Below are 26266 nucleotides of genomic sequence, written 5' to 3'. Positions count from 1 at the left end.
GGAAAAGCTCTGCACTCTTTGTTGCCAATTTCTTTGCACCCTTGTTACCAAAAGTTATGTACTATTGTTGCCAATTGTTGTGTATTCCTGTTTACCAAAAACTCTGTAGTTGTAATTACCGATTACAATTTCCAACCACAGGTCTGCAAAATGATTAAAATCGAGTATGAAATCATTAGAATTTTCAATGTTAAATATTTCTATAACCGCTTTGATTAATCTTTTTTTATCTAGGTTATTTTCTCTATCAAAAAAATAGTAGAGGGTATTTTTCGCAACGTATAAAGCTCTTTTTTTCTTGAAGGGTAATAGTTCAATCTCCTTTCGCCTCAATCTTTTTACAGCTGCAATTAGGTATTCATTCGTTTCAGTAGTCCACTTTTCCTGCTTCAGCGTAGTATTCAGCAAGTGCCTGCGGAGCAGATCGCTGATTTCCGAAAAATCGGTAGAAGCCTTCCCTGAATCATCAATAAAATACCATTTGGGGCTTCTTGTGCTGTCTCCACGGATAGCAAAAAAACTCCACTCGCAATCTGCCTCCACAAAACTGACCCTGGTCTTTATGGTCGCTTCCACATCCTTTACTTGATCATAAATATCAGCAGGAATAATCGCCGACTTGCCCTCAACCAAATCATATAAGGATTGAAAGCTATCCTTAATGCCTTCCCATGCAAATTCGTCGGAAGAATATTCCTCATATGCTTTAATAAGATTTCTGGTTGTAGCTGATTTCTGCAGGTGTTTATCGTATAAAGCTTTAGGGATTTCCACATTATTGCCAATAAGGCTGTCTGTCATGGCAAGAATGTCAATTATCTTTTTATCGCCGTTTAGCGAAAACTCTTTACTGTCATCTGACCAGTACACATGTATCTTTTCATGTTCACTATCCATTCTTTCTAATCTCCCAATTCGCTGTTCAATTAAACGTAATACACTAGGCGTATCTAGTAGGATCAGTGCTCTGGCATCCTGTAAATTCACCCTTCGGACATCGCATCTGAACAGAGCGCAATTGCTTTATGCTGGTACTTACTTCCCCGGCCAAAGATCTCTTTAACCCGATCTTTGCTCTTATCACTCTGTCCCGTTGCTACTATTACTTCAACATTTGGATATTTTTCTGCTAATTTCTTTTTGAAATAATCTAGTGTAAGGATGGTGGAATCAAAGGCTAATAATTTATTATACTGCAGAGCTTTGGTATTGAGCAGTTCAATCTTGGCCATATCCCTTGCATCACTCAATTTTTTTGTCCAGGAAAGTATCTCCTCATAAATATTAATTTCAGCATTACAGGCCAAAATATATTCGTCAACATCTGTAAGCCATGAAGGAAGAAGCGTTTTACTGAAATCAGTGACCGGCAGCTTCTTTTTACAATCTTTTATTTTCTGTATTACATTTCCTGTTTTTGATTTGACGGATTCAAATTTATAATAGTCCATCGCATACTGTGAGCCCGCCAGTGTCTCCATCAAAGCACATCGGGATGATCGCAATGCAGACTTAACGATATGCCCAGCCAACGCCGGTGCGGAATTTAGTCGTTGCGTGATATACTTCTGCTTATCTTCATCTGATTCCAGCGGATATTCCGGATACTTCAACTTTTGCAGATAATTTACTCCCTTTAACCGGCTGCACAAATCTTTTATTTTCGTTGCTATCGCTTTGTCATCGTCAGTTTCTCCTGTTTCATAGGTCGTAGAGATAGCTTTAGGATACCTACACAATTTGCCGTCATTATTATGGTATTTATCGGGCTCTTTATTTATAAACTCATTCAATGTTCTTTTTGTACGACGCACAATAAACTGATTGATATAATTCCTCAATTTATTAATATAGCCTTCGTCATATACTTTTACAGCCGAGCTTCGCAGCTTTATATACTCGTCAAGATCTTCGTCACACAGGTTGTCTATGTCAAGCAATTCAATAAGCCTTAACAAATCCTCCGCTTTTTTATTAATGGGGGTTGCCGTAGAAAGAATGATATGCGAAGAACCTGCAGGAGCAATCGACCTGCTCCGTATTGAACTCCTATTTAAATAATTATGCGCTTCATCAATAATTAAGATGCTAGCCTTGTCAATATCAAGCTGAACCTGTTTTTTGGTCTTCTCTTTTCCAGTACTGAGAATACCCATTGATTTTATATTGTTAAAAATCTTGAATGATTTTTCTTCCCGTTGCCAGTTATCCAGAATTTGTTTGGGAGAAATGATCAGAGCATTGGAGATATGCTTTTTCCCGTTGGCTAGTAGCCAATGGAACAAAGTATAGGCCAGAGCAGTGCATAATTTTGTTTTACCCGAACCTGTAGGATCGGCTATCAATACATTTCCCTGATTTTGTATAACGTACATTGCTTTTGAAAGACCCATTCGTTGGGTGGGCCATAGTTCAGTACTAATAACAGCACGATATAACTCTGGATACTCTTTTAGCCATTCGCCTTCGGTAACCTCTGCCACAGCCCTTGCTAATGCTTCCTGCCAGGTTACATCTTTCAACAACTTATGCAATAAGTCAATTAGTTTCTCATTGTAATCTTCTGCCAGGTCGTAAAAATTTTCCGCCAGGAGCTTGGTTTGCTTGTACTGATAAGCTTCTTTTTCATCACCGGTCACAGCGACACGAATATTAGCTTCCTGCTGTTTAGTGATTCCGTTTTTACTAAAGTTAGCAGAGCCCAGGATGGCATGCTGGTCACCCACATATATTTTTGCGTGCAGTTTGTCCAGAAGACGAAAATCAAATTGTCCACCCTGTATTTTTTCTATAAGATTTAGAACAGCCCCGCCCAATACAATTGATATGCCTTGCCGTAGCCAGTAGTTCTTTACTTCTGTTACGAGATTATACGTGGGCCATTTTTTCCGGCTGATTATCTCCGGTTCAAAACCCAGCACAACCCGCAACTTTGAAAGTTGCAGATAATTCGCTGTTCCGAAAATTTCGATAAGATTCGCCAAGGATGTAAAGCCAGTCACGATCAAATAATCCGAAGACGCAGCAATATCCCGTAGCAAGACCGATTTTACCGTACGCTCATGTGTGTCATTATTAATGGGAAAATGGTCCTGTAGAGGCCAATTGTGCTTATAGCTATATGAAAAAAGGTCTATTGTTGGCATTAGAAGGGTGAGGTTTAATCTACGGGTCTAACCTTACATGAAAGATACTCTATACACTAGCGGCTCTAAAAAAAAATACTTTGGATCGTTAAGATTAGGGCGTTTCAGGCGGAATATTTGGGGTTCTTCATCCTCAGATTCATATACGCAATAGATATAGTAGTTTGCTAACATGGCGCTTTTTTCAAGCTCATTAGCGGTAATGTAAAATGACTTGGGGTTATTGCTAGGAATGGCTTTGACCTCTATTTGCATGGGAGTTTCATCCGTTTCAAAGGATTTTATGTCGAAGCCATGATCAGGGTTGTCGGAAACTATTTCAACCTGTTCAGCCAGGTCGTGTCTGCCGGAAGTGGAAAGCCTTTCTTTCTCCTTCTTTAATATTAACTGCTCGCACCGGGTACCTTTTGTCAGTTGGTTCTTATATTTCTCCAAGTAGTGATTGGAGGAGAATGCCAGGTCACGGTTCTGGTCATTGGTGCTGGCGGAGGCAAGGTTGAGTGGTGGTGGGATGTACGGCTCAAAGGTAATAACGACTGGTACTGGAAGATGCTCCGGTTTTGCTTGTACTGAAATTGGAATAGGGAACAGGGTGTCGCTTTCTTTTTTTGTGGCTTTGGATTTGGGTGCCCACAGCCCCAAATAAACCTTGTGGACGAAAAGGTGAAAGTCCTGTACGACCCAATTCCAATCCAGATCGTGATACCTTTTTTTCGGTTCCCCTAAATTGGCTTGTGCCCTGTAATCGTTTATGCGTTCGAGGAAATATTGAGGTATATTGCGCTTAATGAGGAGATCCTTTGTTTGTTTGAAGTATTTCTGTCCTTGGATGAAATACTTATATCCTGACTTCGGAAAATCATCACCCAAGCCAAAAAGATATGGGATGGTGTTGGAGAAATAAGTAACAACAACTGGCATAAACTTTTTAGGAATCAGTGTGCCCAGCCAGCCGGTAAGACCGGTATAGCTCATACCCCTGGATTCGAAGAATTCTTTGTCAGGAATGTCGTTTTTCCACAGGTACTTCATGATCTGAATATCTTCGAGCGTTATAGCCACGGATATTTGATCGTAGCCGGCTTTTTGTAGGAACTGGACTCCAATGACGGAAAGCTCCCTGCCAAGCGAATAGTCTTCTTTGAGCGATTGTTTACATAGCTTAAGGACTGTAGTGTCGTCCTGTAATCCCAGATTAACGGATTTGAATAGCTTGTTCGCAAAGAAAAACTTATAACTTTCATTCTTCACCCAGTCGGTTGTTTCACAGTGATGCTGGTATGCATCAAGACATTCAATAAAGGTGGTGGTAGTCATACGATAAAGTTATAAACAAAGATGGCCAACAAGTTCGGCGATATTTTAAATTAGACCTGCTCTATCTTCCTGTATCTTACTTAAGATCAGCATAAACAATCAAAGTCATCGGTAAATCAGTTTTGTCCGTCAGCCTATTTAGAAAGTAGTATCGATTTCTATATCTCTAACTAATCCATCCAATAATTTTCCAAAAGCTTCGTTTGGCGTATAACCCCCAGACAGATTATAGATAACTTTTTTTACATTAAACTTTGTGAATGTTCCTTTTCTAGGGTTATATAGACCTGCATATTGCCAAGTATTTCCTTCACTCACTTGTCTTAAGGCTAAATAAATAAAAAGCTGTTTTAAATCAGTCGATTTGAAATTTCTTGTAACCGTTTTTACTTCATAGAGTGTGTCATCTATTGATAAATCAGCTTCTAAATCAGGTATGAATCCGTAACCTTTAAGTTTCGGCCTAAATTGGATATCTTCTTTTTTGGTAAAATGAATAAACTCAAGTAAGTTATTTGAAAGTTGAATAAGATCTTTTAATTCAGAATTGGTCAACTTTATATCAGCTCCAAATTGGCCGCCCTTTCTCCAAATAGATTGGGCTGTATTTTCTAGTAAGATACTGAGGCTTTTTTGATGTGATAAGTAATCGCTTGGAGTGCAATTTTTTTGTATAACTAATTCTGCTAGTTTAAATGAGGCTTCAGACACTAAATCATATCGTTCTCCATCATTTATTGATACTGCATTTAAATTAATTAAATTTACCTGAGTTTCATTAAAAATTTTAATGAAGTTAGGGGTTAACATAGGAAAGTTTTGTTTCCAAATAGCACTAAATTTTTCTGCTATATTTCTTTCATTTATCATACAAGTATCAAGCTGTTAGATTGTTTCCTAAACGAACACCAATCACGAATCAATTCTTCTTCATTTCTGAATAAGTTTTTGTTATGGTCTCGCCAATGTCTTCCTTCATCTCCCAAAAAGTAAGAAGAATAAATAACAGCTCTTCTTTCCCATGGTGTTAATATTGCAAATTGATTTTTTATATCAACAAGCCAATAGTGGCAGTTCCAGTTTGTCATTGCCATAATGATTTGCCTTCTTAGTAAGTGGTTTGTTTCGGTTTCGAATAGTTTTATAAATAAAGTTTCTTTCTCAGGAGCGTGTTTCAATGAAAGAATCTGAACAATGTAATTCAAATTCATTTCAATTTTTGTCAAATAACTTTCATTAATAAACAAATCCATTAGGGATTTATCAATTAAGCTTTTGCCTTCTTCATTCAGGTCTTCGTAGATGCTCCTTAGCGCTCGTATTATGGTTGTGAACACAGGAGAAAGTGTTAATAGATTGGTTCCATCTAAAAGGATTTTTACAGCTTGAATCTGACGGTCATTTGTTAAAGCTTTTATTGCATTTATGGCCTGTTTGGTGACGCTTTGATCAATACGCGTTTTATTTACTTCTCTTGAAAGAATTCCTATTATGTCAATTTCTTGTACTGCTTCTTTTAGAGCTTCATAATCTTCAACTGCTGTAGCAGAATAAGGATCAAATCGAATTGAAATATTTAATAGCTTTTGTTCTTCTTCTGACTCCTTATCATTTAGTGGTTTGGGATCTAAAAAGTTATGGATTTCCCTAAACTCTGCGGATGACATTATTTTAGTCTTATCTTTTTGCAGTCCTAATTGATCATTAGACAATTTTTCGGATAAAAAGATCAAAATTTTGTAAGCTTCAGACTCTGTATTGCAAAAAATTGTATAGTCATCAGCATATCTACAAAAAACAATTCCCCGGGAATATAGATGGTAGTCTGTATGATTTAAAGCAAGCTCTGCTAAAATTCGAGACGCTGGTCCTCCAACAGGTAGGCCATAAGAAATAGTCCCCGAAAAAACACTTAATAATCTGATTATACGTTTCGGAATGTCTGATTTCGTGTCAACTCTTTTTAGCTCGTTTTCTAGCTTATGGTGATTTACTCTTGGATAAAAATTAGAAATGTCCGTTTGCAAAACAATATTGAAGGATTTGGAATTTTCTATGCATTGTTTTTTATAATCAATCCAACTTGTTTCTTTGAAAAGCGAACCGGTATCCTCGTTCCACTTGAAGCGATAAGAGAACACATGCTTGTCGGATTCTTTTATTCTTTTCTGTTCAATGCTGTCTGCTAATGAAATTACTAAACCAAGATAGTATGCATTCCAAAAGGGCTCGATCATTGTAGCTTGTCTAAATCCATAATAGCCTACCTGACTAAGTTTCACAAGTGTTAATGGTGGTGACTGACTGAGAGCTTCTTCTAAATTGCTATGATAGGAATTTAAGATATCAATAGCTTCATGCAACTTTTCAGCGAACAAATATCTTTCAAAAGGAAAGGGAAATATATCAGTATCTCCGTGTCTTACAATGTTTATTAACGCCTTTCTGAAGTTTTCTTTCATGGTGTTAATTCTGTTATGGGGTTATTTTACCAAGGACTTACTTGCTGTGCTGTTTGTATTTGTACTAATTACGCATATGGGCAAAAATCAAAACATTTTTTCTCAATTTATTAATTTTCGTTTTTCTATTGAAAAAATGTTTTTTCTTAAAAAGTGTATTTTTGAGATAGCATGTTCGGTCACGTAATGCTTTCTTTAAACTTCATCCTCCTCTCAAACGCCTCCATATCCATTCCCACCTTCGCATTCACCACATGCGCATAGATCATAGTGGTAGTGATTTTCGTATGCCCCAGCAGCTTTTTGATGGTTTCAATAGGAACGCCGTTCATCAATAGGAGAGTGGCAAACGTATGCCGGGCCAGGTGAAAGGTGAGGTGCTTTTTGATGCCGGCGGCTTCGGCGATCAGTTTCAATTGGCGATTGACTTCCTGGTTGGAGGTGTAGGGGAACACTTTCTGGCGCTGGTTGGCGGCGGGGTGATCTTTGTATTTATCAAGAATGGCTAATGCTGGTGCAAGGAGAGGAACATCTACCCGGATCTCGGTTTTCATGCGGTTAGTATAGATCCAGTACCGGCCCTGGGTGTCCGGTGCTATCTGATCTGGTGATAATTCAATCAGGTCGCAATAGGCCAGGCCGGTATAACAACTGAAAATAAACAGGTCTTTTACTTCCTGCATGGAAGCGGTAACAAATAGCTGGTTTTCGATAGCCTTTAGTTCTACTTCAGTAAGGAATTCCCGTTCTTTCCGTTTGAATTTTAATTGATACTGATCAAATGGATTCTTTGGTAACCAATCCATTTTGCAGGCCCAATTAATCACCCGCTTTAATCGTTCCATGTGTTTCATGGTACCGTTTTGCGTGCAGGGCTCACCATTGGTAATGGGATTGCTGCGAACGTATAACTCGAACGAAGAAATGAATTCGTAGTTGAGCTGCTTCAGGTATATATCGCCGCCGGGATACCGGTTGCTTAAAAACTCTTTCAGGTATTTGGCGGTGGTGAAGTAGTTTTTCATCGTACCCCATTTCAGGGAAGCGGCCATTTCTTTGTTGTGTTGGGTAAACACTTCCATCAGCGTTTTCTGCTTCAGCTGATCGCCCTGGCCCAGGTAAGCGTTTTTGAGTGCTTCGGCGGTGATGACAATTTCCAGCCGTTCGAATTGCCGATAGTAGTTGGTGATCTTCGCCCTTACTTCTTCCAAGTAAGTATTCAACTGTTTCAGTTCTTCATTCTTTGGTTTGGCCAAGCCTTTTACTTCGTTCCAGTCTTCTTTTTTCATGTAACACTTCATAGCCAGTTCGCAACGGCTTTTGTTTACACTGATCCTGGCATAAACCGGATACTTTCCGTTCTGCGTCTTGTTCTTCCGCAATATAAAATGCACCCCGAACGTGTTTGTTGTTTTCATACCATTTCATTTTTGTTTTTGGTTGACTCGAATTGTGATCTTTCGGCCACTCCGAACTTGAAAAATGACACCAAAACACATCAAATCGTATCAAATCTCACTGATGCAATACATTGGAGATTAAATAGTTAACCTAGTTAACCTCGTTTTGTGAACTGAAAGTAGAATTTCTATCGGTTCACACGCCAGTTCACCTCCTGGTTCACATGAGGTTTGATACTTTTTGCAATAAACTGATATGAAAACTTAAAAAAAGCGCATCCCGCTTGCAGCGGGATGCGCCTTTGGTGAAGATTTTGACCTTATTCGTCGGGCAGACAAGATTCGAACTTGCGACCCCTACGTCCCGAACGTAGTGCGCTACCGGGCTGCGCTACTGCCCGAAATTTGAGTTTTCGGGGTGCAAATATAACTAAATTCAATAAAACCCAACAAATTACGGTTCTTGATTGAAATCAGGTTATGACGGCCACCAGCAAACCCATCCTACGTCTCCATATCCTTCTCACAATATCGACCTTATCAAACCACCCTCCACCCGGATAGCAGCGCCATTCGTGGCGGACGCCAGCGGACTCACCAGATACGCCACCATATTGGCCACTTCTTCTGTCGTGGCAAAGCGTTGCAATAGGGAAGTGGGCCTGAAATCCTCAAAGAATTTGGATTCCATTTCGTCGAAACTTACCTGTTCCTGAGTGGCCAGGCTGTTCACAAAATCTCCCACACCTCTCGATTTGGTAGGCCCGGGTAAAATCGTATTTACCGTCACCTGGGTGCCTTTCGTTAATTCTGCCATCCCGCGGGCAATGGCCACCTGGGCCGTTTTTGTCATCCCATAATGGATCATTTCATCCGGTATAAATACCGCTGATTCACTCGACACAAAAATAATACGGCCCCATTTTTTTGCTAACATCTTTGGAAAAAGAGCGCGTGATAGCCGAACCCCGCTCATTACATTCACCTCAAAAAAACGGAACCAGTCTTCATCCGGAATGTCAGCAAATGGTTTGGGTTCAAAGATCCCTATATTGTTTACGAGTATGTCAATCGGTGGCAATTGGGCTATCAGTGCTTCTACTTCTTCTTTTTTCCCAAAGTCTGCGGAAATACCTGATATTTTGCCTTTCGGAAAAGCCTTTTGAAGTGCCGCTACCACTTCTTCCACCTGTTTATCTTTACGTCCATTAATGATAACGGCAGCGTTTTCTTTTAACAATGCCTCAGCTATCGACAAGCCAATCCCGGCTGTAGAGCCGCTTATAAATGCGGTTTTATCCTGTAGTTGCAGATCCATTGAATATCTTTTTGAATGAATACAACAGCCTGCCGCAGAAATTGTTTATGCAGGTGGTTGACCGCCCATTTAGGATTTCTTTTCTAATTCGATTATCGCCGTCCACAATACACCTGCTTCTCCCTTAAAGCCGGCAGAACCTTTGGGCTCATTGGCGGGTGTATACCATTCATAAAATCCTTTATATTTCAGTACACGGCTTAGCATCGGCGTCAGGGCCTCGCGTGCTTCGTTCAATAAATTGTACCGGATCAGCTGCGTTACCATGCGGGCACCAAACCAGGTCCAGTCGCCACCGTTTTGGTATGAATATGGGCCCATACCCTTATTCTTAAATGAACCGGCCGGATACACCGGATACAAAGTGAGTCCAATGGTCGCGGCATTGGCGCGTTTTACGTTTTCCTGCATTTTCTTGTAGGCTTGCAGCACTTCGCTTTTGCTCAGAAGTCCTGCTTCAATGGCTACCGTAGTACCCCCATGATAATATACTTCCGATTCATTAAACGATGCTGGAAATGGGGAGCTGGTGATGTAAAGATGCGGCCGGAATTTTTGTTTTTCCGGATCCCAAAGGTGTTTGCGGATATTCTTTTTGATCTCGTCTCTCGTTTTTGTCCAGTAGCGGCGCTGATTGCTGCCGGCGTTCGTGATATCGAGATAGTCATTAATAGCACTCACAAATAGCGCGTTATCGTAAATATCTATCGCCAGGTGGCTATCGGCATTCAATTCTACGCCCCAATCATGCTCAGGTTGCACATCGCCCCAGTCGGCCGTTGTAGCGCCCCAGAGCAGCCCATACCTGTCGTTATACCGTTTATTCATCAGAAACTGCAGAGCCCGCTCCAGCCTTTGCTGAACGGTCAGCGCCGCAACGGTATCCGTTAGGATCGACCGGTCGCCCGTATGACGAATGTATTTGGCTACTGCCTGTACGAGAGAACTTTCCTGGTCGGTTTCCACCGTATTCTTATGGCCGGCATATTCCGGCGCAAGGGCCGTATAATAGTAATTATAACCTGCGCCCGCACCTTTTGGTTTTGGCACGTATCCATCGAGGATAGCGCCATCATCCTGCTGAAATTGAAAAAAGGTAATAAGGCTTTTCCTCACCAGGGCTTTATCATGTACTTTACAGGCCAGATCTATAAAGGTGTTGAAATCCCTGATCCAAACCTCCCCATAGCCATCGCCGGCATTAAAGCCTTGTTTGATCAATGCTTCGGCCATTATCTTTACCGAATCGGCCATGGCCATAATATTTGGTTGCGGCTGTTGGCCAACAACTGCCATGTTACTTATAAGCAGGCCTCCCATTAAAACAGCAATCGTTCCGATGTTCATCGTTAGCAATTATGTATTCACATAGTTACAATTTAGTAGCAAGCGAACCAATTTTTGTTTAGCGGGCGCAATTCAGGTGAAAATAATAAAGTAATGCAACGGTAATTACAATTTAATGATCCTAATTGCTTCTTGTTCAAAAATGCCGTATACTCGCGGAATTTTTATTTGATAATACTGCTGAAACACAAAAAACTAAAATGAAAAGATCCATGTTTTCTGCCGTTATCGTTCTAATGGCAATCCTTTTTTCCTGTAAATCACCATCTGCTGGCAGCGCAAATGCTGCTGATGACTTTAAATTTTCAAAACTCATTTATCATTTGAGCCGCTGTAATGGAACCTGTCCCAGTATGGACCTTGAGATCGATAATAACAAGGCGGTATACGTAAACAGGGAATTTTATAAAACAAAGAGTACTATCGATTCAGCCGGCAGCGGCCGTTTTAAAGGCACATTGTCCCAGGAACAGTATAATAAATTGATAGATGTACTGAAGAAAAGCAATCTCGACAGCCTGAACTTTACTCCCGTTGGCATCACCGATGTATCTGAAACCACCATTATCGTTTATTATAATGGCAAAAGAAAATACCTGCATTCTGCCAGACCGGCCCCTGAAGCCAACGAGTTGATCACCTTTATAAAGTCAATCGGCAACGATAAGAATCTGGAAAGAACAACGGAAGTGAAGGAATTGGAAACCGGAAACTAATTGAACCATCCGTTCAAAACGAAAAAACCGCTGCAAGAGCGGTTTTTTCGTTTATGCTTTTAAAAGGGTGGGTGTTATTGTTTCGGTTTTAAGAGGATATACTTGAAAGTGCTGTTATAAGCAGCATCGATGAATGCCAGCATATCATTCCACTTGGTAACGGGGGCGTTCTTTACTTTATAACATTTTACCACTTTGATCTTTACCGAGCCGTTCTCTTCTTTCGCTGTGCAGGTAAAAGTTCCTGTTTCATTATCTACGTTTTTATTCAATTCGGTCAATCCTTCTGCGGTGTAGCCGGCCGGGATCTTGAACTGAATATCCCAGCTATAGGTTTTGGGAGAACGTACATCGATATCAAACTTGCGGTTCCTTTCTTGTTTTTTGATCTGCAATTGTGATCCGGTTAAACCGGCCAGGTTCACCAGGTATTTTTTACCTGCTTTTCGTACCATATCCGGCAATTCAAATTCTTCGCGGAAGGAAAGGGTGCTCTTCTTTTGGGTGCGCCCATCGTTCAGCAGCGTAAAGCGCACATTGCTCACCGGCTGTTTGAATTCTCCCTGCAGTGATTCTTTTACATATTCAGGCTTCTGTACTTTATACTCATCTTTTATCGTACGCACCGAGTTGTTATATTCTTCGGCCTGTTTCGCTTTCATCTTCTCTGTTGGGTCTGAGGCGCCATAATTTTTATAGTCATCAAACATGTAAGGCGTGTACTTCAATGCACTCACAATATTCCGGGTCTTTTGAATGCCTTTATATGAAGATGTTCGCGCTACCTGCAGGTTTTTCATATCTGACGATAGCTCGGCAGTGATGCTGAAATCAGAGGTGTTGTCAGCTGCTGTACATCCTGGTAAAGTTAACGGTTTTGTTTCCGGGATGCCATTTTTTTTCGCCGGCTTGGTAATGATATAGGCTTCGTTGTTCAGCAAATTTTCTTCCAGTTCATGGGGATTCGAGTAGTCGGTGATATTAAAATACAGCTTGTCGCCCAATTTAATAATATACCTGATCTCCTGTTCGAACAATACCTGGTTCAACTGGCCCACATTGTTGCTGATGCTGATGACCAGTTCAGATTTAATATCACGCTTATGCAGCAGGGAGCCGAAGATATACGCAAAAGTTTTATCAGAAAGATATTCGCGCATGAATACGATCTTATTGCGCAACATATAATAGGCCATCTCGACATACTGCTGTTCAGTAAGCTTTTTGGCGTCTAAGCGCACCAACTCGCTCCATAACAGATCAACATATGATTGCACGGTAAAATAGCTGGCAGACCAGGGAATATCGCCCGCCATTTCATAATCTTCCCAGGCTTTGCGGGCCAGCTCTTCCTTCGTGAACCCGCTTTTCAGTTCGCCTTTTACGCCCACCAGCGCGCCTTTTACGTCGTCGCGGTTCGAATAAATGACCTGGAATTTAACCAGCGGATATTTTAAAAGCGGACTGATAAAATTCACATCCTTCTCCGTATCCCTGTCCTTATCGGAAAATACATACCGGAAGAAACCTTCGGTGCTGCTTTCTTTTTTAAAGGCGGGAGCGCCGTTCAATGAAAGGGATTTGAAAAAGGCCTTATCATCCGTTTCAATGGCAATTTCATTGTACAGGATCGGATAATCCTTATTGCATACTTCATAATTGGGATTGAATTCAATATAGCCCGAAGTGGTTACATCCAGTTTGCTCTTGGTAGTAGTAACATATTCCAGGATGTCGCCCGGTTCCAGGTTACTAACCGGTACTTTGTAATACTTGTAATTCGAACGGGCTACCTGGTCAAAATAACTCTTGAAATATTCGGGGATATCGTTGTCGTTTTCGACGCCTACCGCATTCTTAAGGTCAATGCTGGTGGCCGTGTCGCCCGGTTTGGTGATGCGCGCAATAAAGCCGTCTTCTTTGGAACCATAGCGGAAATAAACTTCGGAAAAAGCATTTACCGCATTTTCATCGTTGAGCCTTATTTTGAAATGTGTTTTCTCAAAAAAGTACAGGCTGCGTTCGCGGCGGCTGAAAAAACCGCCGCTGCTTTTACGATCGAACAGAATGTTGCGGGTATACCCTATGATAACTGCCGACTCATTGTTCCATTTGGCCGGAATCGTTTTATGGTTAAAGACCTGCGCTTGTTCCTGTAGCATAAAGCGGGCATTGCTTTCAATATTATCGAGGAAATCCTCGTCAATATAACCCTGGGCGAGGGCTCCCGACATGCTGCAGATGCAGAACAAGGCGATGAAAAGACTGCGTGTTGCACGCGATTTATTGTTATTCATGGAGCGGGTTATTTAGTGGTAACGCTGAAAAAATAGCTGCTGAACGTTTTAATGGATCCAAGAAAATTTTTCCAGTTTGTGAAGTCAGCGCTGTTAATGGTACTGTTTTTCAGCACGAGTTGTTTTTTAAGGGTGATCTTGTTACCCGTTACTACATACTCGCCTTTAAATTCGTACCCGTTCTGTTTCAACTCCAGCTTTTCCGGCACATCAGCGAATTGCTGACCGTTTGGTATGGTCAATGAGAATTCATCGTCGAAGCTCAGTACATAGTCAAAATCGTAACCCGTTTTTCTTTTTTCATCCGGCATATATTTTTCCAGGGTCTTGGGAAAGAAATCGAGGTTGATATATTTGTTACCCGAGATGTTTTGTACGGCATTGCTTAAAGCGATATTACCTGAAATGGAAACCGGTATATCCCGGTTATTGAGATCGCTGGTTTTAACATCTGAGGCTTCCACATTGTCATTATTGAATTCCAGGTAACCGTTTAAGAACTCTTCCCGCCCGGAGATCGGCAGGTCATGGTAGAGCTGGTGAAAATCCTTGCGTTCATTACCTGTAAGGGTGACCTGGATATTGCCCTTCAGTTGCTCGTCTTTCAGCGTAAACTCGGCTTTGGTTGTTATTTTATGATCATTGCCGGTGGTAAGGGGCACGGTCCTGATCTCAAATTTATCGCCATTCGCAACCATCGCTTCTTTGCCCTGGATGCGGTATGCATTCTCACCAAGCGGAACATATTTTTCGGTAGCATCTAAAAAATATTCCTTCCCTTTATAATACAAAGTGGTAATGGCATGGTTGTTTACGCATAATGCGGGAAGTGATTGCGGGTAAGGCAATTGCCTGGTACCGATCCACGTAAAATGAGCATCGTAGCCCGACAGCTTCAACAATTCAGTGAGCAGGTTGGCCATGCCTTTACAGTCGCCGTATTTGTTGGCAAGCACTTCCTGGGCTGATGCCGGAATATAACCTGAATAACCGTCTTCATAAGCAATGTACCGGATCTTATCCTGCACCCAGTAGTAAATGGCTTTTATCTTGTCGATATCGCTGTTTTGGCCGGCGGTTATTTTGGCCAGGATGGGTTTCAACTTTTCAGGATCGTTATTACCCATTTTGTACAAGCGGTTATTCCAGTTGTATACATCCGCTGTTTTATCAAAACCGGGTATCAGTTCCCCTTTGCTTTCAAATGATTTTACCTGTATAACAATATGCGGATCGGTGTATGCCCGGCCGATCTGTTTGTATTCAGTTTTGTGCGCCGGCAGTTCTTTCATGGTGAACACAAAATTGGTATAACCGCCTTTTTTCGTTTCTTTCTTTTCTATTGTATATCCGTCAAAACAATAGGTTTTGAAATCTACGGACAGCCATTCAGGAACTTTAAACTCAAATACCTGTTCAGCAACGGGGTAGGGCAGATGAAAAAATAAACGTGGCAGGTATTTAGCGTCGGTGTATTCTTTTTGTACGGTAATGCGGGCGACACTTCCTTTATCTGAAAAACGAATGGGATAGTATTGTACACGGCTGTCGTCGAAAAAGATATTTTCATCCGTCAGTGAGCGGTCGATGCCCGACCTGGCGGATGTCTGAAATCTGGAGCCTGATTTAACCGCCTTTTGAAAAGTTTTTAAGCGAATGAACTTGTTATAAAATTCAGGATAAGTAAGGCTTGCATATTTTTTCAGCGACATAAATTCCAGGGTGGCGTCTTCCTGTACCGTCACCACTTTATCTTTCAGGGCATTGGTGCCTTTGTCGAAGGTGAAATAGTGGCGGGCCGAACGGCAGATCACATGGTCGTCCTTATACATACGCGCCAGGCGGTCGGCATCAGCCGCATCGTCGGCACTCACCTGTGCATGGATAGAATGAAAACAAAACTGGAAGATAATGGAGAGGAAAAAGAGGGGCGCCAGGCGGTAAGAGCAAACAATAATGGCAGGCCTGAAAGGCCTGCGGGCGCCAGCTATAGGTCGTTTCATTTAGATCAAGGGTTTTATGCAGTGCAATGATATACAATACAATATTGATACAACGGTATTGCTGCTATATTATTATTAAATGTTGGCAATTTGTTGAATATTACGATGTAACATGTAATGGGCTTGCTTATTCTAACGGACTTTATCGGGGGAAGCAGTAATATCGTCTTTTAAAACTTAAGAAGCTTGCAGCTCGATCCATACCGGCGCATGGTCGCTTGTTTTTTCCCAGCCCCGCACATAATGATCAACACCGGCGGCCAGCAATCGTTTGTCTGTTTCCGGGTTTAATAAGAAATGATCTATCCGAAGGCCCGCATTCCGTTCATAGGCATTGCGGAAATAATCCCAGAAAGTATAGATGGTATCGTTGGGGTAAAGCTTTCTGATGGCGTCCGTCCAACCCTGGTCGACCAGCTTTTTAAAGGCTGCACGGGTTTCAGGGCGAAATAAAGCATCGTTCACCCAGCGCTCGGGTTTATATACATCTTTTTCCGTTGGCATCACATTGTAATCACCGGTGAGAATAACCGGTCTTTGCAATTTTAGAAGTCCCGCAGCATGCAGGGTCAGTCTTTCAAACCAGGCCAGTTTATAATCAAACTTGGGCCCAGGTGCCGGGTTGCCATTGGGTAAATACAGGCAGCCGATGGTTATATTATTTACGGTAGCCTCAATATAACGGCTATGTACGTCCTCCGGATCACCAGGCAGGCCACGCTGCGTTTCTTCCGGTTGGCCAAACTTCGACAATATGGCTACGCCATTCCAGCTTTTTTGTCCATGCCAGATGGCGTGATAACCTGCATCCAGGATCGCCTGTTCAGGAAATTTCTCCTGTGGCGCTTTCAACTCCTGCAAACAAACTACATCCGGGGCGCTTTCCTGTAACCAACGCAGTAAAACCGGCAGCCGGCCATTAATGCCGTTCACATTATAAGTAGCGATTTTCATGGTATCATTCGTGTATATCGAATATAGCGATTGTAATTATTTATATAAAATAATTCCTCGTGCTTATCACAGTGGTTTATTCATCCAGGAAAGGAAGCAAGATGGCTGTTTTTCCCTGGGTTATTTTTAAAGTAGCTGTTGTCTCTTTCAATATGTCTGCATCCAGCTCTGTTGTAAATACATGTCTTCCTTTGGTGCCTTCCAGCTTATATGACCTTAACAATTTGCCTTTTGATGATAAGATCTCCAAGGTGGTTTTACCATCTTTCACAAGTGCATATACTATGTTAAGCTGATGGGCATCGAGATCGGCTTTTGACACTGCAGAAATGCCCTGCTTCATCGTACCGGTACGGGCGGGCGTTAATGCCGCAATCCCGGCTGCCGTAAGCGGTTTTTCATCGCTAAGGCTGATGCGCAGTTTCGGGTGCCGCGTTGAATCGGCATGATCGCTGCTGGCGAACAGCATTGACCGGTAGTAATTATTATTCTGCAAGCGAATGCAAAAGCCATAACGTTTGGCCGGTGGCAAATTAATGATGTCCTGCACCAGTCTGGTGATGTTAAGATCGATCACATGATAATTCCATACGACCTCTCCCGAAGCAGGTATGGTTACCTGGTTGGCGGGTGTAATACCGGGTTGGTTGTTCCAGCTTACTGTATGTTCCTGCCAGGGACTGGTTATCCGTTGCAGGTAGCAGGCATTGGCGCCCTGGTTGCCACGATCATTGGCGCTTGAAGTGGGTACGCCATATAAAGAGAGATAGGCATAATTCACTTTTGTGCCCTGCGGTATCTGGTGCAGGCCGGTAAAATCAAGCAGCCCGCGGATCTGGCCGGTGGTTCCACCGAGGCCGTAAAAGGTCCAGGATTCTGCAATTAACTGGTCAACATCCCCGAAGTTCCTGGCGGCATGCACCGGCAATCCTTCCACATATTGCACCCAGGCGTCTTTACCGTCTTTAGCGCCTGGTTGAAAGACCAACTCTTTGCTATTACTATTATTTTGACTGAATCCGTCCATTACCATGATACATATAAGCGCGAGTGGGAGGGTAACATTTTTTTTCATGAGATAAAAGTTAGGGTTATCAGTACCCGGACAAAATACCATTTCTTACTGATTTTTGCGAATAGGGCCGAAAATTGGCAGGCACAAAAAAAGCGCCCTGATCTGCCAGGACGCCCTTTTACAAATATTCAAACGCGCTTAATGCATCGGTGTTTCGCTCATCGTACCTGCACTGGCAATTGCTTTCGACAGTTCTGGTTGCTCTTTCTTTTCCCGGCTCAATAATTTCCAGATGATAATAATACTGAGCAGCATACATACCGCCCCGATCAAAAAGTGGATGCCGGGGAAATGGAAGGGTGCTTTGCTCGACGTGAAATAAGCAAATGTATTGTTCATGATCAATGGACCGAATATGGTTGTCAGGCTCATCAGGCTGGTAAGTGCTCCCTGTAATTCTCCCTGTTGATTGGGCGCCACATGTACCGAAATAACTGACTGCAACGAAGGACCGCAAATCCCACCCAGGCAATAAGGCACCAGGAAAGCAAACATCATCCACCCCTCAGTCGCAAAGGCAAACAAAACCAATCCCAGGGTGTAAAGGCCCAGCCCGATATAGATACTTTTTTCATTTCCCAGTTTGGGCACTACCACTCTTGTCAAGCCGCCCTGAACTGCACCCACCAATACGCCTACAACGGCCAGTGAGATCCCAACCATTTTTTCAGTCCAGTGAAACTGGTAGATGGTAAAGAAATTCCAGTTGCCCTGTACGGCTTGTGCGCCGAGATAGATGAGAAAAAAGCTGATCGCCAGACCGCCGATCTCCTTATGGGTGGTCAGAAATTTCAGCGAGCCAAAGGGATTCGCCCTTTTCCATTCAAAAGGCCGGCGGTTCTCTTTGCTCAATGATTCCGGTAATAAGAACAATCCGTATAAAAAGTTCAGGAGGCAAAGCGCAGCGGCTGCATAAAAAGGCGCTCTTATTCCCCAGGTAGCCAGCAGGGCGCCAAGGGCAGGGCCCAACACAAAACCTAACCCAAAGGCAGCACCGATCAGGCCAAAATTCTTGGCTCTTGTTGTTTCATCGGGACTTATATCTGCGATATAGGCAGTGGCTGTTGTAAAACTGGCGCCGGTTATACCGGCAATAACACGGCCTATGAACAACCATCCATAGGTGGGCGCCAATGCCAGGATGATGTAATCGATACCGAATCCCAGGAGCGAAAACAGTAATACCGGCCGGCGGCCATATCTATCACTCAGGTTACCGACTACAGGTGCAAATAAAAATTGTGCTACAGCAAAAACAGATAATAAAAAAGCTCCATAAGTGCTGGCTTCATTAACTGGTATCCCTTTTAACTGTGCGATCAGGTCGGCCATCACAGGAATGATCAATCCCCATCCCATTACATCAATTAGTAATGTAATGAATATAAAGCCCATTGCTGACTTCATCGGTTTCTGCATAAACTTGTATTGATTTGAAGGGGTAAACTTAGTGCGATCTACTTAATAAACAAGGCGGTAAATGCGACATTTTTAAAGGTCATTTGCGACAAATTAAGCCTGAACTTATCCATTGCCGCCTTGCATTTAGTATACTGTGCTTTGTATTTAAAAAAATAAGAATATCTTTGCGTCGTTATTTTTATAGCTTCTTCTTCTTTTCATTCCCAACCAATAAACGCATCAAGCATTCCCCTGTATTTATTTCTGGCATGTACCAGCGTTGATCCAAGTGGTATTGACCTGCCTGTACAATGCTGATTTATCCCCAAACTGCAATGGAACTTATGCGTTTATGCCCTAAGACCGCAAACCGGCTATGGAAAAAATTTGTTATCCGGACTATCATTACAATTGCGCTGCACACAAGCACTGGTTATACTGCATTATTTGCCCAGGTGCCTGCTGTTTCATCATTTACGCCAACTACTGTTTGCCAGGGTGACAATATTACCATCACTGGCGCCAATTTCACTGATGTTAGTGCTGTAAAATGTGGCAACATAGATGCCGTCCGTTTTACCGTTATTGATGCCAATACGATTAGGGCAGTCGTTCATGAACAGGCTCTAAGCGGACCAATCACTGTTACGACGCCCAATAGTACAGCCGCCAGCGCAGCTTCCTTAACCATTTTGCCTTCGCCAAAACCGGCCTTAACGGATGTGGGTTCGCCAAATGCGCCCTTTACGAATTGCGATGGCAATGCCACTTATGTGCTTAAAGTAAGGAATAGTTCCGTAACAACCGGTTCTGGCAACGTTTATGAAATAAACTGGGGCGATCATACGCCTGTTTTTAATCAAGCCGATTGGGCGCCCAATGCACAAACTACCCACACATACACTGCCCAGGGCTACTTCACCATAACGATCACCATCACTTCTCAAAACGGTTGTACCAAGACCAATACCTACCGGTTTTACAATGGTAAGAATCCATTGGCCAGTTTTACCACATCGCATCCAACAACTGGATTATGTGTTCCCGCTCCTGTTGAATTTGTTATTGGTAACTGGACCAATAATTCAGCCGGTACTACGTATACAATCTTTTTTGGTGATGGTAATACAAGTGCAATCCTGCAACATCCGTTGAATGCTTCCGGCACCAATCAATTACTAACGCATGTGTACAATACCTCTTCCTGTCCGGCCATTGATTATACTGCAAGATTGGAAGCGAACAACGGTTGCTTTACCACTACCTATACGTTAAACCAGATCATTATCAGAAAGAAGCCGGACGCCAATTTTAATTTCTCCCCACAACCAGCCTGTGTGAACGTTCCGGTTTGTTTTACAAACCAATCTACGAATGGGTATAGTGGCAACAATGGCTGTTTTACAAATACTGATTACCGCTGGGATTTTGGCGATGGTACAAGTTCTGATCTGCCAGCTCCGCCCTGTCATACGTATGCATCACCGGGAACCTACACGGTTACTTTAACAGCTTCGAATGCGGCTTGTGGCAGCGACATGATCGCAAAAACGGTTACCGTTGCTGAGCCTTCACCGCCACCTGTGGTAACAAGTCCCTTGACGTATTGCCGGAACCAGGCAGCTGCACAACTTACTGCAACCGGCACGGGACTAAAATGGTATACAAGCGCTACGGGCGGTTTTGGTACATCGGTTGCGCCAACGCCATCAACGAATTCGCCCGGCAGCTATACCTATTATGTAAGTCAGCAATTACCCAACAAATGTGAAAGCCCGCGGGTGCCCATTATTATTACAGTGAATGCCTTACCTGCGGCGCCGGCCGTTCATTCACCGCTATCGCTTTGTTTACATCAAACCGCTCCTTCGCTAACTGCCACAGGCGCCGGTTTGTTATGGTATGGAACTGCAAGCGGTGGTACCGGTTCGGCTTCGCCGCCTGTACCGAATACAACAAATGCCGGAACTTCTAATTATTATGTCAGTCAAACAGTGAATGGATGCGAAAGTCAACGCGCTGTCATCACTGTAACCGTCAATGCATTGCCTATTTTGCCTGTTGTTGTCAGCCCCATTAATTATTGCCAGAACCAGGCGTCCAATCCTCTAACTGCCACCGGCACTGGTTTATTATGGTATACCGATGCAACCGGTGGTACCGGCACGGCCATGGCCCCCATTCCTCCGACGGCAACACCCGGCACTACTATTTATTATGTTAGTCAATCCTCTGGCTGTGGTGAAAGTCAAAGGGCTGCCATAACGGTACATGTTAACGCCAGTCCTTCAGCTACTATCAGCTATACGCCTACCGTGCTCTGCAACGTAGTGAACAGTGCGTTTACGCCCAACCCGCCCATTGCTGTTTCGCATACGGGGGCAACAGGCGGTGTGTACAGCGTAACGCCGGCAGGATTATCAATAGATGCAACAAGCGGTGCAATCAATCCTTCAGGTGCTGCTGCGGGCGTATATACCATAAAGTATACCGTTCCGGGAACCGGTGGTTGTGCCAATTTTGTAGCTACCGCTTCAGTGACCGTGAGCGGAGCGCCAACGGCTACTATCACTTATCCTGCAGTTTGTACTTCTGATGGATTGGTGGGGGTAGGGGGAACAGGTACTTCTGGTGGTACTTATAGTGCACCAGCGGGCTTAACAATAGACCCAAATACCGGAAACATAACAGCTGCGACCAGCACTCCGGGTACTTATACCGTTACATATACCATTCCGTCATCACCGCCCTGTCCGGGATTTACTACCAGTACCTCCGTTACAGTGAGCCAGGCGCCATCCGCTATTATTGGTTATAGCCCGTCGGTTCTATGTAATGTGGTGAACACAGAAAATACGCCTAACCCGCCGGTGCCTGTCACACATACGGGCACGCCGGGCGGTAGTTATTCGGTGTCTCCGGCTGGGTTATCAATAAATACAACAACCGGTGAGCTCAATCCTTCGGGTGCTATACCCGGAAGCTACACTATAAAATATTTTATTGGCGGTACAGGCGGCTGCGCCACCTATAGTACATCCACTGCAGTAATCGTAAACGGTTCGCCAACGGCCACTATTAATTACCCGGGATCGCCGTTTTGCCGGGGAAATAATACGCTTCAACAGGTATCATTATCCGGCACATCTGGCGGAACGTTCAGCGCCGGTACCGGATTGTCGCTAAATACGTCTACCGGTGAGATCGATCCTTTTTTAAGTACGCCCGGTGTTTATACAGTAACGTATTCCATTGCAGCTGCGCCCCCTTGTCCGGGTTTTACTACAACTACTACGGTGCAGATCGATGATAGCCCGGTTATCAGTTTTCCCACGGCTGCTCAAAGCATATGTTCGGGTGGAACGGCGGTTTTTGCGCCTTCTTCTACGGTAGACGATACAAGGTTTGACTGGAAAGTGCTTACTCCAATACCGGCCGGTATATCGGGTATAATGGCTGGCACGGTGTCGGGTTTAAACCCCCTGATAACCTTATCTTTTACCAATAGCGGAACATCCGGTCAAACGCTTACGATTCAGGTGAAACCGGTTAATTCGGGGCAGAACCCATGTGCGGGTACGCCATATGATCTCATGCTCACCGTGAACCCGGTACCACCAGCACCGCTTACTGACACGACGCATTTCTGCATGGGAACGCCGCCCACTGTTTTACAAATACAGCCATTACCGGGCGCCACCATTAAATGGTATGATCAGGATCAGGCGCTGTTAAATGCCGCCCCCGTCATAAGCACGGTAAACCCCGCCCATTTCACGTATTACGTGAGCCAGGTATATACGAGTGGATGCGAAGGACCGGGATCAAAAGCCATTGCCATTGTTCATCCTACACCGGTGATCGCCAGTTCCTCTTATATGCATCCAACTGCCTGTGGCATTCCTTCCGGTTCAATTACCTTAAGCCTGCTCGATCTTAATAACAACCCTATTCCAAATGCGCCATTGATGGTGCATTATGATAAATTTCAAACATCGCTTTCATACAACGGCAACACAGATGCGAGTGGAAAGGTAATAATGCCTTTAACCGCCGGCTCTTATTCAAACATATCTGTGGAAACCTATGGTTGCGCTTCGCAAAAGATCCCGGATGTATTTGTTTTAAAAGATCCTACGCCTCCTGCACAACCGGTAGCTGGCTATAATCCGCCGCTGTGCAGTGAAACGCCGCTGATCTTTACCGCCCTGTCTGCGACCAGTGCAATAGCCGGGCCTATTGACTATGTGTGGGCTGGTCATGCCTTTGGGTCTTTGCCTGATACTGTCAAAAGCACCGCGATCACATTTCCTTCAGCAGCGGTGGCTGATGCCGGAACCTACGTAGTGTATGCCATTCAAAATAATTGTATTTCGTTACCCACGAGTGTGCAGGTAGAAATTAAACAGTCACCCTCGAAACCTGTAATAGTAACCAGAACGCCTTTATGCATGGGCGATAAACTGCATTTGCAGGCTTACAGTTCCATTCCAGGTGCGTCGCCGGCTTTGAATTATTTATGGAAAGGTCCTGGCACTGGGTTCCCTGTCAGTGCTCCTGCAGCAGGAATCAATAATGTAAGGATAGCAGATGGGGGAATATATTCTGTTACGGTCAGTTCCCTACAAACAGGTTGCAGTTCCACCTCAGATACCTTAATACAGGTCGGCGCCTACCCGGTGGTTAAGTTTGCGCAGGATTCACTTACACTTCCAACCGGTTTTTTACTGCGTTTATCGCCTGCGATCGCCAATGCTGCAGAGCCGGGCGTCTATCCGATTAGAAATTTTAATTGGACACCCGCCGAGGATATTGCCTGCGATAACCCGGTATGTGCTTCCCCTGTTGTAACCATAAAAAATAACGCCTGCTATACCGCAAATGCTACCAATATTTATGGCTGCAGCGGCAGCGATACGCTCTGTGTAAAAGTGTTTTGCCGCGAATCGCAGGTCTTGATGGCAAACGCTTTCACCCCCAATGGAAATATACCTGAAAATATGAAGTTCATAGTTCGGGCAACCGGTATTATGTCGGTTAAATCGTTCAGGGTATTTAACCGCTGGGGGCGGATCGTTTTCGAGAGAAATAATTTTCCGCCTAATGATGTTTCGTTTGGCTGGGATGGACAGGTGAACGGAAAACGGGGCGATACCGGTGTATATGTATATACAGTGGAAGTTGTATGCGAAAACGGGGTTCCCTATACCTATAAGGGGAATGTTACATTACTTTAAACAGTTGTGGTATGAAAAGGAAATTTATATCAGCCAGTATAATGCTGATGCTATTGCAATGCTACTACCTGGGAAAAACGCAGGATGTGGGTTTCTCTCAATTTTATGATCAACCACTTTTACGGAATCCGGCCCTGGCCGGTGTGTTTACGGGTGATGTGCGCGTTACAGCGGCTTTCAGGAACCAGTGGCAAAGCGTTACCATCCCATACAGAACATACGCGCTGAATGCGGAACTCAAGATGCCTGTTTTAACCAATTACAATCTTACCCTTGGCTTACAGGTGATCAGGGATGTGGCCGGAACCGCTCAGTTCAGCACTACCCAGATCTTGCCGGCGGCTAATTTCAACTTTCCCCTGAGTGACGACAGACCTGCTTACTTATCTTTTGCTGTTATGGGTGGTTTGATGCAACAACGGTTCGATCCTGCAAAACTAATAATGAATGATCAATTCATTGCCGGAAGCAATGGCAGTCTGAGCGTACTCCCTGCTTCCCGCCAGGTTTTCAACAAAACAGATGTGAACTATTTAGATCTTTCGGCCGGCATTAGTTACAGTAGTACGTTTGACAATGATGTTCAATATTTTGTTGGCGGTGGCCTCTTCCATCTCACGAAGCCCAATGTGGGTTTTTATGATGGAAATATAATAATCCGTAACAGAAAGCTGGGTTTGAATGCCGGGTTGTCTGCACCTACGAGTGAAACTGACCGGTTTATTGCCTATGCAGATTATTTTAAACAATTTGCTTCGGCTTTTAAACCTGCAGGTAAAGGTGTGCTGCAATATGGATTTATGTTCAGCCGCGATCTCTTTGTGGAGGACGATATGCAAAAAACAATCACATTGGGCTTGTTGCATCGATTGAATGATGCGGTTATCCCCGTAGTGAAACTGCAATTATCTAAATTTATCATTGGCATAAGCTATGATGTAAATGTAAGCAAACTGGTTTCCGCTTCTACATACCGCGGTGGATTTGAGCTTACATTATCCTATAGAGACATTTTAAACATCCATAACAGTGAATTACGCCAGGTTGACTGCTGGGGCCCTCAATTTAAAAATTGAATTAGTTTTTATAGCTTAGCGGCGCAATAATACCAGTATTCATGAAAAACCTCCATGGCCTCCTGATCATCCTGATAATAGGTTTCGCATTCGCATGTCCTGCCCGGGCGCAGGATACCACCCGCAAACAAACGCCGCGCGGAAACGGTAGCGATTCAACGCGCAGGCATTGGGATACCTCCCGCATGAGAAGATCGAGCCAGTTGTCAGCCTTATTTTCCGATTCCGCCAAATTAACTGCCAGTGATTACCAGCTGCAGATCGAAAAGACCTACCTGATCCTGAATAATGTAGGGAATAAAAGCGAACTGGGATTACCGGTAAAACTATTAAAAGACAAGCTGGGGCATACAGATTCGCTGCTGGCCGTTTTAAAAGACAATGTACTCAATAACAGTGCGGCGCTCAATCTGCGCAATCTGCAGGTTTTTGAGACCCTCTTGCAGAATATTCAGGTCGCTTGCCGGGAAGACCGCAAGGTGCTGGACAGTACCGAAAATAAATTGGTCGCCCTGCG

General features: G+C 43.6%; 17 protein-coding genes and 1 tRNA gene. 4 read left to right on the top strand and 14 right to left on the bottom strand.

Features of this window, described 5'->3' with window-relative positions; all coding sequences use genetic code 11:
- Positions 1-54 precede the first annotated feature (54 nt).
- From JT717_RS16430 to JT717_RS16390, 9 genes are all read right to left on the bottom strand, one after another.
- The gene (locus tag JT717_RS16430; RefSeq protein ID WP_205511591.1) at positions 55-897 is read right to left on the bottom strand and encodes a hypothetical protein; all 843 of its coding nucleotides are present in this window, start codon (positions 895-897) and stop codon (positions 55-57) included.
- A gap of 86 nt (positions 898-983) precedes the next feature.
- Positions 984-3146: an SNF2-related protein gene (locus JT717_RS16425; protein ID WP_205511590.1), complete on the bottom strand. Its 2163-nt coding sequence runs from the start codon at positions 3144-3146 to the stop codon at positions 984-986.
- A gap of 33 nt (positions 3147-3179) precedes the next feature.
- Positions 3180-4463: a protein NO VEIN domain-containing protein gene (locus tag JT717_RS16420; protein ID WP_205511589.1), complete on the bottom strand. Its 1284-nt coding sequence runs from the start codon at positions 4461-4463 to the stop codon at positions 3180-3182.
- Between the two features lie 138 nt (positions 4464-4601).
- On the bottom strand, positions 4602-5333 hold the full coding sequence (locus tag JT717_RS16415) for a hypothetical protein (protein ID WP_205511588.1): 732 nt from the start codon (positions 5331-5333) through the stop codon (positions 4602-4604).
- Positions 5330-6925 (bottom strand): RNA-directed DNA polymerase, encoded by a 1596-nt coding sequence (locus tag JT717_RS16410; RefSeq protein ID WP_205511587.1) that lies wholly within the window; start codon positions 6923-6925, stop codon positions 5330-5332. Before JT717_RS16410 ends, JT717_RS16415 begins: the two co-directional genes overlap by 4 nt.
- A gap of 179 nt (positions 6926-7104) precedes the next feature.
- Entirely contained in the window at positions 7105-8343 is a 1239-nt protein-coding gene (locus tag JT717_RS16405; RefSeq protein WP_205511586.1) for a site-specific integrase, read from the bottom strand.
- Between the two features lie 309 nt (positions 8344-8652).
- Positions 8653-8726, bottom strand: a tRNA-Pro gene (locus JT717_RS16400).
- 122 nt (positions 8727-8848) lie between these two features.
- A complete protein-coding gene (locus tag JT717_RS16395; protein WP_205511585.1) occupies positions 8849-9643 on the bottom strand; it encodes an SDR family NAD(P)-dependent oxidoreductase in 795 nt (264 codons plus the stop codon).
- A gap of 69 nt (positions 9644-9712) precedes the next feature.
- Complete coding sequence (locus JT717_RS16390) at positions 9713-10990, bottom strand: glucosidase family protein (RefSeq protein ID WP_205511584.1); 1278 nt, start codon at positions 10988-10990, stop codon at positions 9713-9715.
- A gap of 200 nt (positions 10991-11190) precedes the next feature.
- On the opposite strand from JT717_RS16390, the gene JT717_RS16385 reads away from it, so the two are divergent.
- Positions 11191-11706 carry a DUF6438 domain-containing protein gene (locus tag JT717_RS16385; protein ID WP_205511583.1) on the top strand — a complete coding sequence of 172 codons (516 nt, stop codon included), beginning with the start codon at positions 11191-11193 and terminating at the stop codon, positions 11704-11706.
- Between the two features lie 74 nt (positions 11707-11780).
- On the opposite strand, the gene JT717_RS16380 is transcribed toward JT717_RS16385, so the two are convergent.
- The 5 genes from JT717_RS16380 to JT717_RS16360 all read right to left on the bottom strand — a co-directional run bounded on the left by JT717_RS16380 (position 11781) and on the right by JT717_RS16360 (position 19454).
- Positions 11781-14003 carry a DUF3858 domain-containing protein gene (locus tag JT717_RS16380; protein ID WP_205511582.1) on the bottom strand — a complete coding sequence of 741 codons (2223 nt, stop codon included), beginning with the start codon at positions 14001-14003 and terminating at the stop codon, positions 11781-11783.
- Between the two features lie 8 nt (positions 14004-14011).
- Positions 14012-16006 (bottom strand): transglutaminase-like domain-containing protein, encoded by a 1995-nt coding sequence (locus tag JT717_RS16375; RefSeq protein WP_205511581.1) that lies wholly within the window; start codon positions 16004-16006, stop codon positions 14012-14014.
- 177 nt (positions 16007-16183) lie between these two features.
- On the bottom strand, positions 16184-16960 hold the full coding sequence (xth, locus tag JT717_RS16370; RefSeq protein ID WP_205511580.1) for an exodeoxyribonuclease III: 777 nt from the start codon (positions 16958-16960) through the stop codon (positions 16184-16186).
- Positions 16961-17036: 76 nt separating this feature from the next.
- Positions 17037-18035 carry a DNRLRE domain-containing protein gene (locus tag JT717_RS16365; protein ID WP_205511579.1) on the bottom strand — a complete coding sequence of 333 codons (999 nt, stop codon included), beginning with the start codon at positions 18033-18035 and terminating at the stop codon, positions 17037-17039.
- A 138-nt stretch (positions 18036-18173) separates the two neighbouring features.
- Positions 18174-19454, bottom strand: a complete 1281-nt coding sequence (locus JT717_RS16360; protein WP_205511578.1) for a TCR/Tet family MFS transporter — start codon at positions 19452-19454, stop codon at positions 18174-18176.
- Positions 19455-19780: 326 nt separating this feature from the next.
- Here JT717_RS16360 and JT717_RS16355 point away from each other — a divergent pair, with 326 nt between their 5' ends.
- The 3 genes from JT717_RS16355 to JT717_RS16345 all read left to right on the top strand — a co-directional run.
- Positions 19781-24673 (top strand): Ig-like domain-containing protein, encoded by a 4893-nt coding sequence (locus JT717_RS16355; protein WP_205511577.1) that lies wholly within the window; start codon positions 19781-19783, stop codon positions 24671-24673.
- Positions 24674-24684: 11 nt separating this feature from the next.
- Entirely contained in the window at positions 24685-25749 is a 1065-nt protein-coding gene (locus JT717_RS16350) for a PorP/SprF family type IX secretion system membrane protein (protein WP_205511576.1), read from the top strand.
- A 41-nt stretch (positions 25750-25790) separates the two neighbouring features.
- The coding region (locus tag JT717_RS16345; RefSeq protein WP_205511575.1) for a hypothetical protein at positions 25791-26266 on the top strand (476 nt) is incomplete at its 3' end.

This window comes from Longitalea arenae (assembly GCF_016924755.1).
GTDB classification, from domain to species: Bacteria; Bacteroidota; Bacteroidia; order Chitinophagales; family Chitinophagaceae; genus Niastella; species Niastella arenae.
This window is presented reverse-complemented; position numbering and strand designations above follow the sequence as displayed.

Coding starts and splice junctions, on each gene's coding strand:
- JT717_RS16430 (WP_205511591.1), bottom strand. CDS start 897: ATGGATAGTGAACATGAAAAGATACATGTGTACTGGTCAGATGACAGT.
- JT717_RS16425 (WP_205511590.1), bottom strand. CDS start 3,146: ATGCCAACAATAGACCTTTTTTCATATAGCTATAAGCACAATTGGCCT.
- JT717_RS16420 (WP_205511589.1), bottom strand. CDS start 4,463: ATGACTACCACCACCTTTATTGAATGTCTTGATGCATACCAGCATCAC.
- JT717_RS16415 (WP_205511588.1), bottom strand. CDS start 5,333: ATGATAAATGAAAGAAATATAGCAGAAAAATTTAGTGCTATTTGGAAA.
- JT717_RS16410 (WP_205511587.1), bottom strand. CDS start 6,925: ATGAAAGAAAACTTCAGAAAGGCGTTAATAAACATTGTAAGACACGGA.
- JT717_RS16405 (WP_205511586.1), bottom strand. CDS start 8,343: ATGAAAACAACAAACACGTTCGGGGTGCATTTTATATTGCGGAAGAAC.
- JT717_RS16395 (WP_205511585.1), bottom strand. CDS start 9,643: ATGGATCTGCAACTACAGGATAAAACCGCATTTATAAGCGGCTCTACA.
- JT717_RS16390 (WP_205511584.1), bottom strand. CDS start 10,990: ATGAACATCGGAACGATTGCTGTTTTAATGGGAGGCCTGCTTATAAGT.
- JT717_RS16385 (WP_205511583.1), top strand. CDS start 11,191: ATGAAAAGATCCATGTTTTCTGCCGTTATCGTTCTAATGGCAATCCTT.
- JT717_RS16380 (WP_205511582.1), bottom strand. CDS start 14,003: ATGAATAACAATAAATCGCGTGCAACACGCAGTCTTTTCATCGCCTTG.
- JT717_RS16375 (WP_205511581.1), bottom strand. CDS start 16,006: ATGAAACGACCTATAGCTGGCGCCCGCAGGCCTTTCAGGCCTGCCATT.
- xth (WP_205511580.1), bottom strand. CDS start 16,960: ATGAAAATCGCTACTTATAATGTGAACGGCATTAATGGCCGGCTGCCG.
- JT717_RS16365 (WP_205511579.1), bottom strand. CDS start 18,035: ATGAAAAAAAATGTTACCCTCCCACTCGCGCTTATATGTATCATGGTA.
- JT717_RS16360 (WP_205511578.1), bottom strand. CDS start 19,454: ATGCAGAAACCGATGAAGTCAGCAATGGGCTTTATATTCATTACATTA.
- JT717_RS16355 (WP_205511577.1), top strand. CDS start 19,781: ATGCGTTTATGCCCTAAGACCGCAAACCGGCTATGGAAAAAATTTGTT.
- JT717_RS16350 (WP_205511576.1), top strand. CDS start 24,685: ATGAAAAGGAAATTTATATCAGCCAGTATAATGCTGATGCTATTGCAA.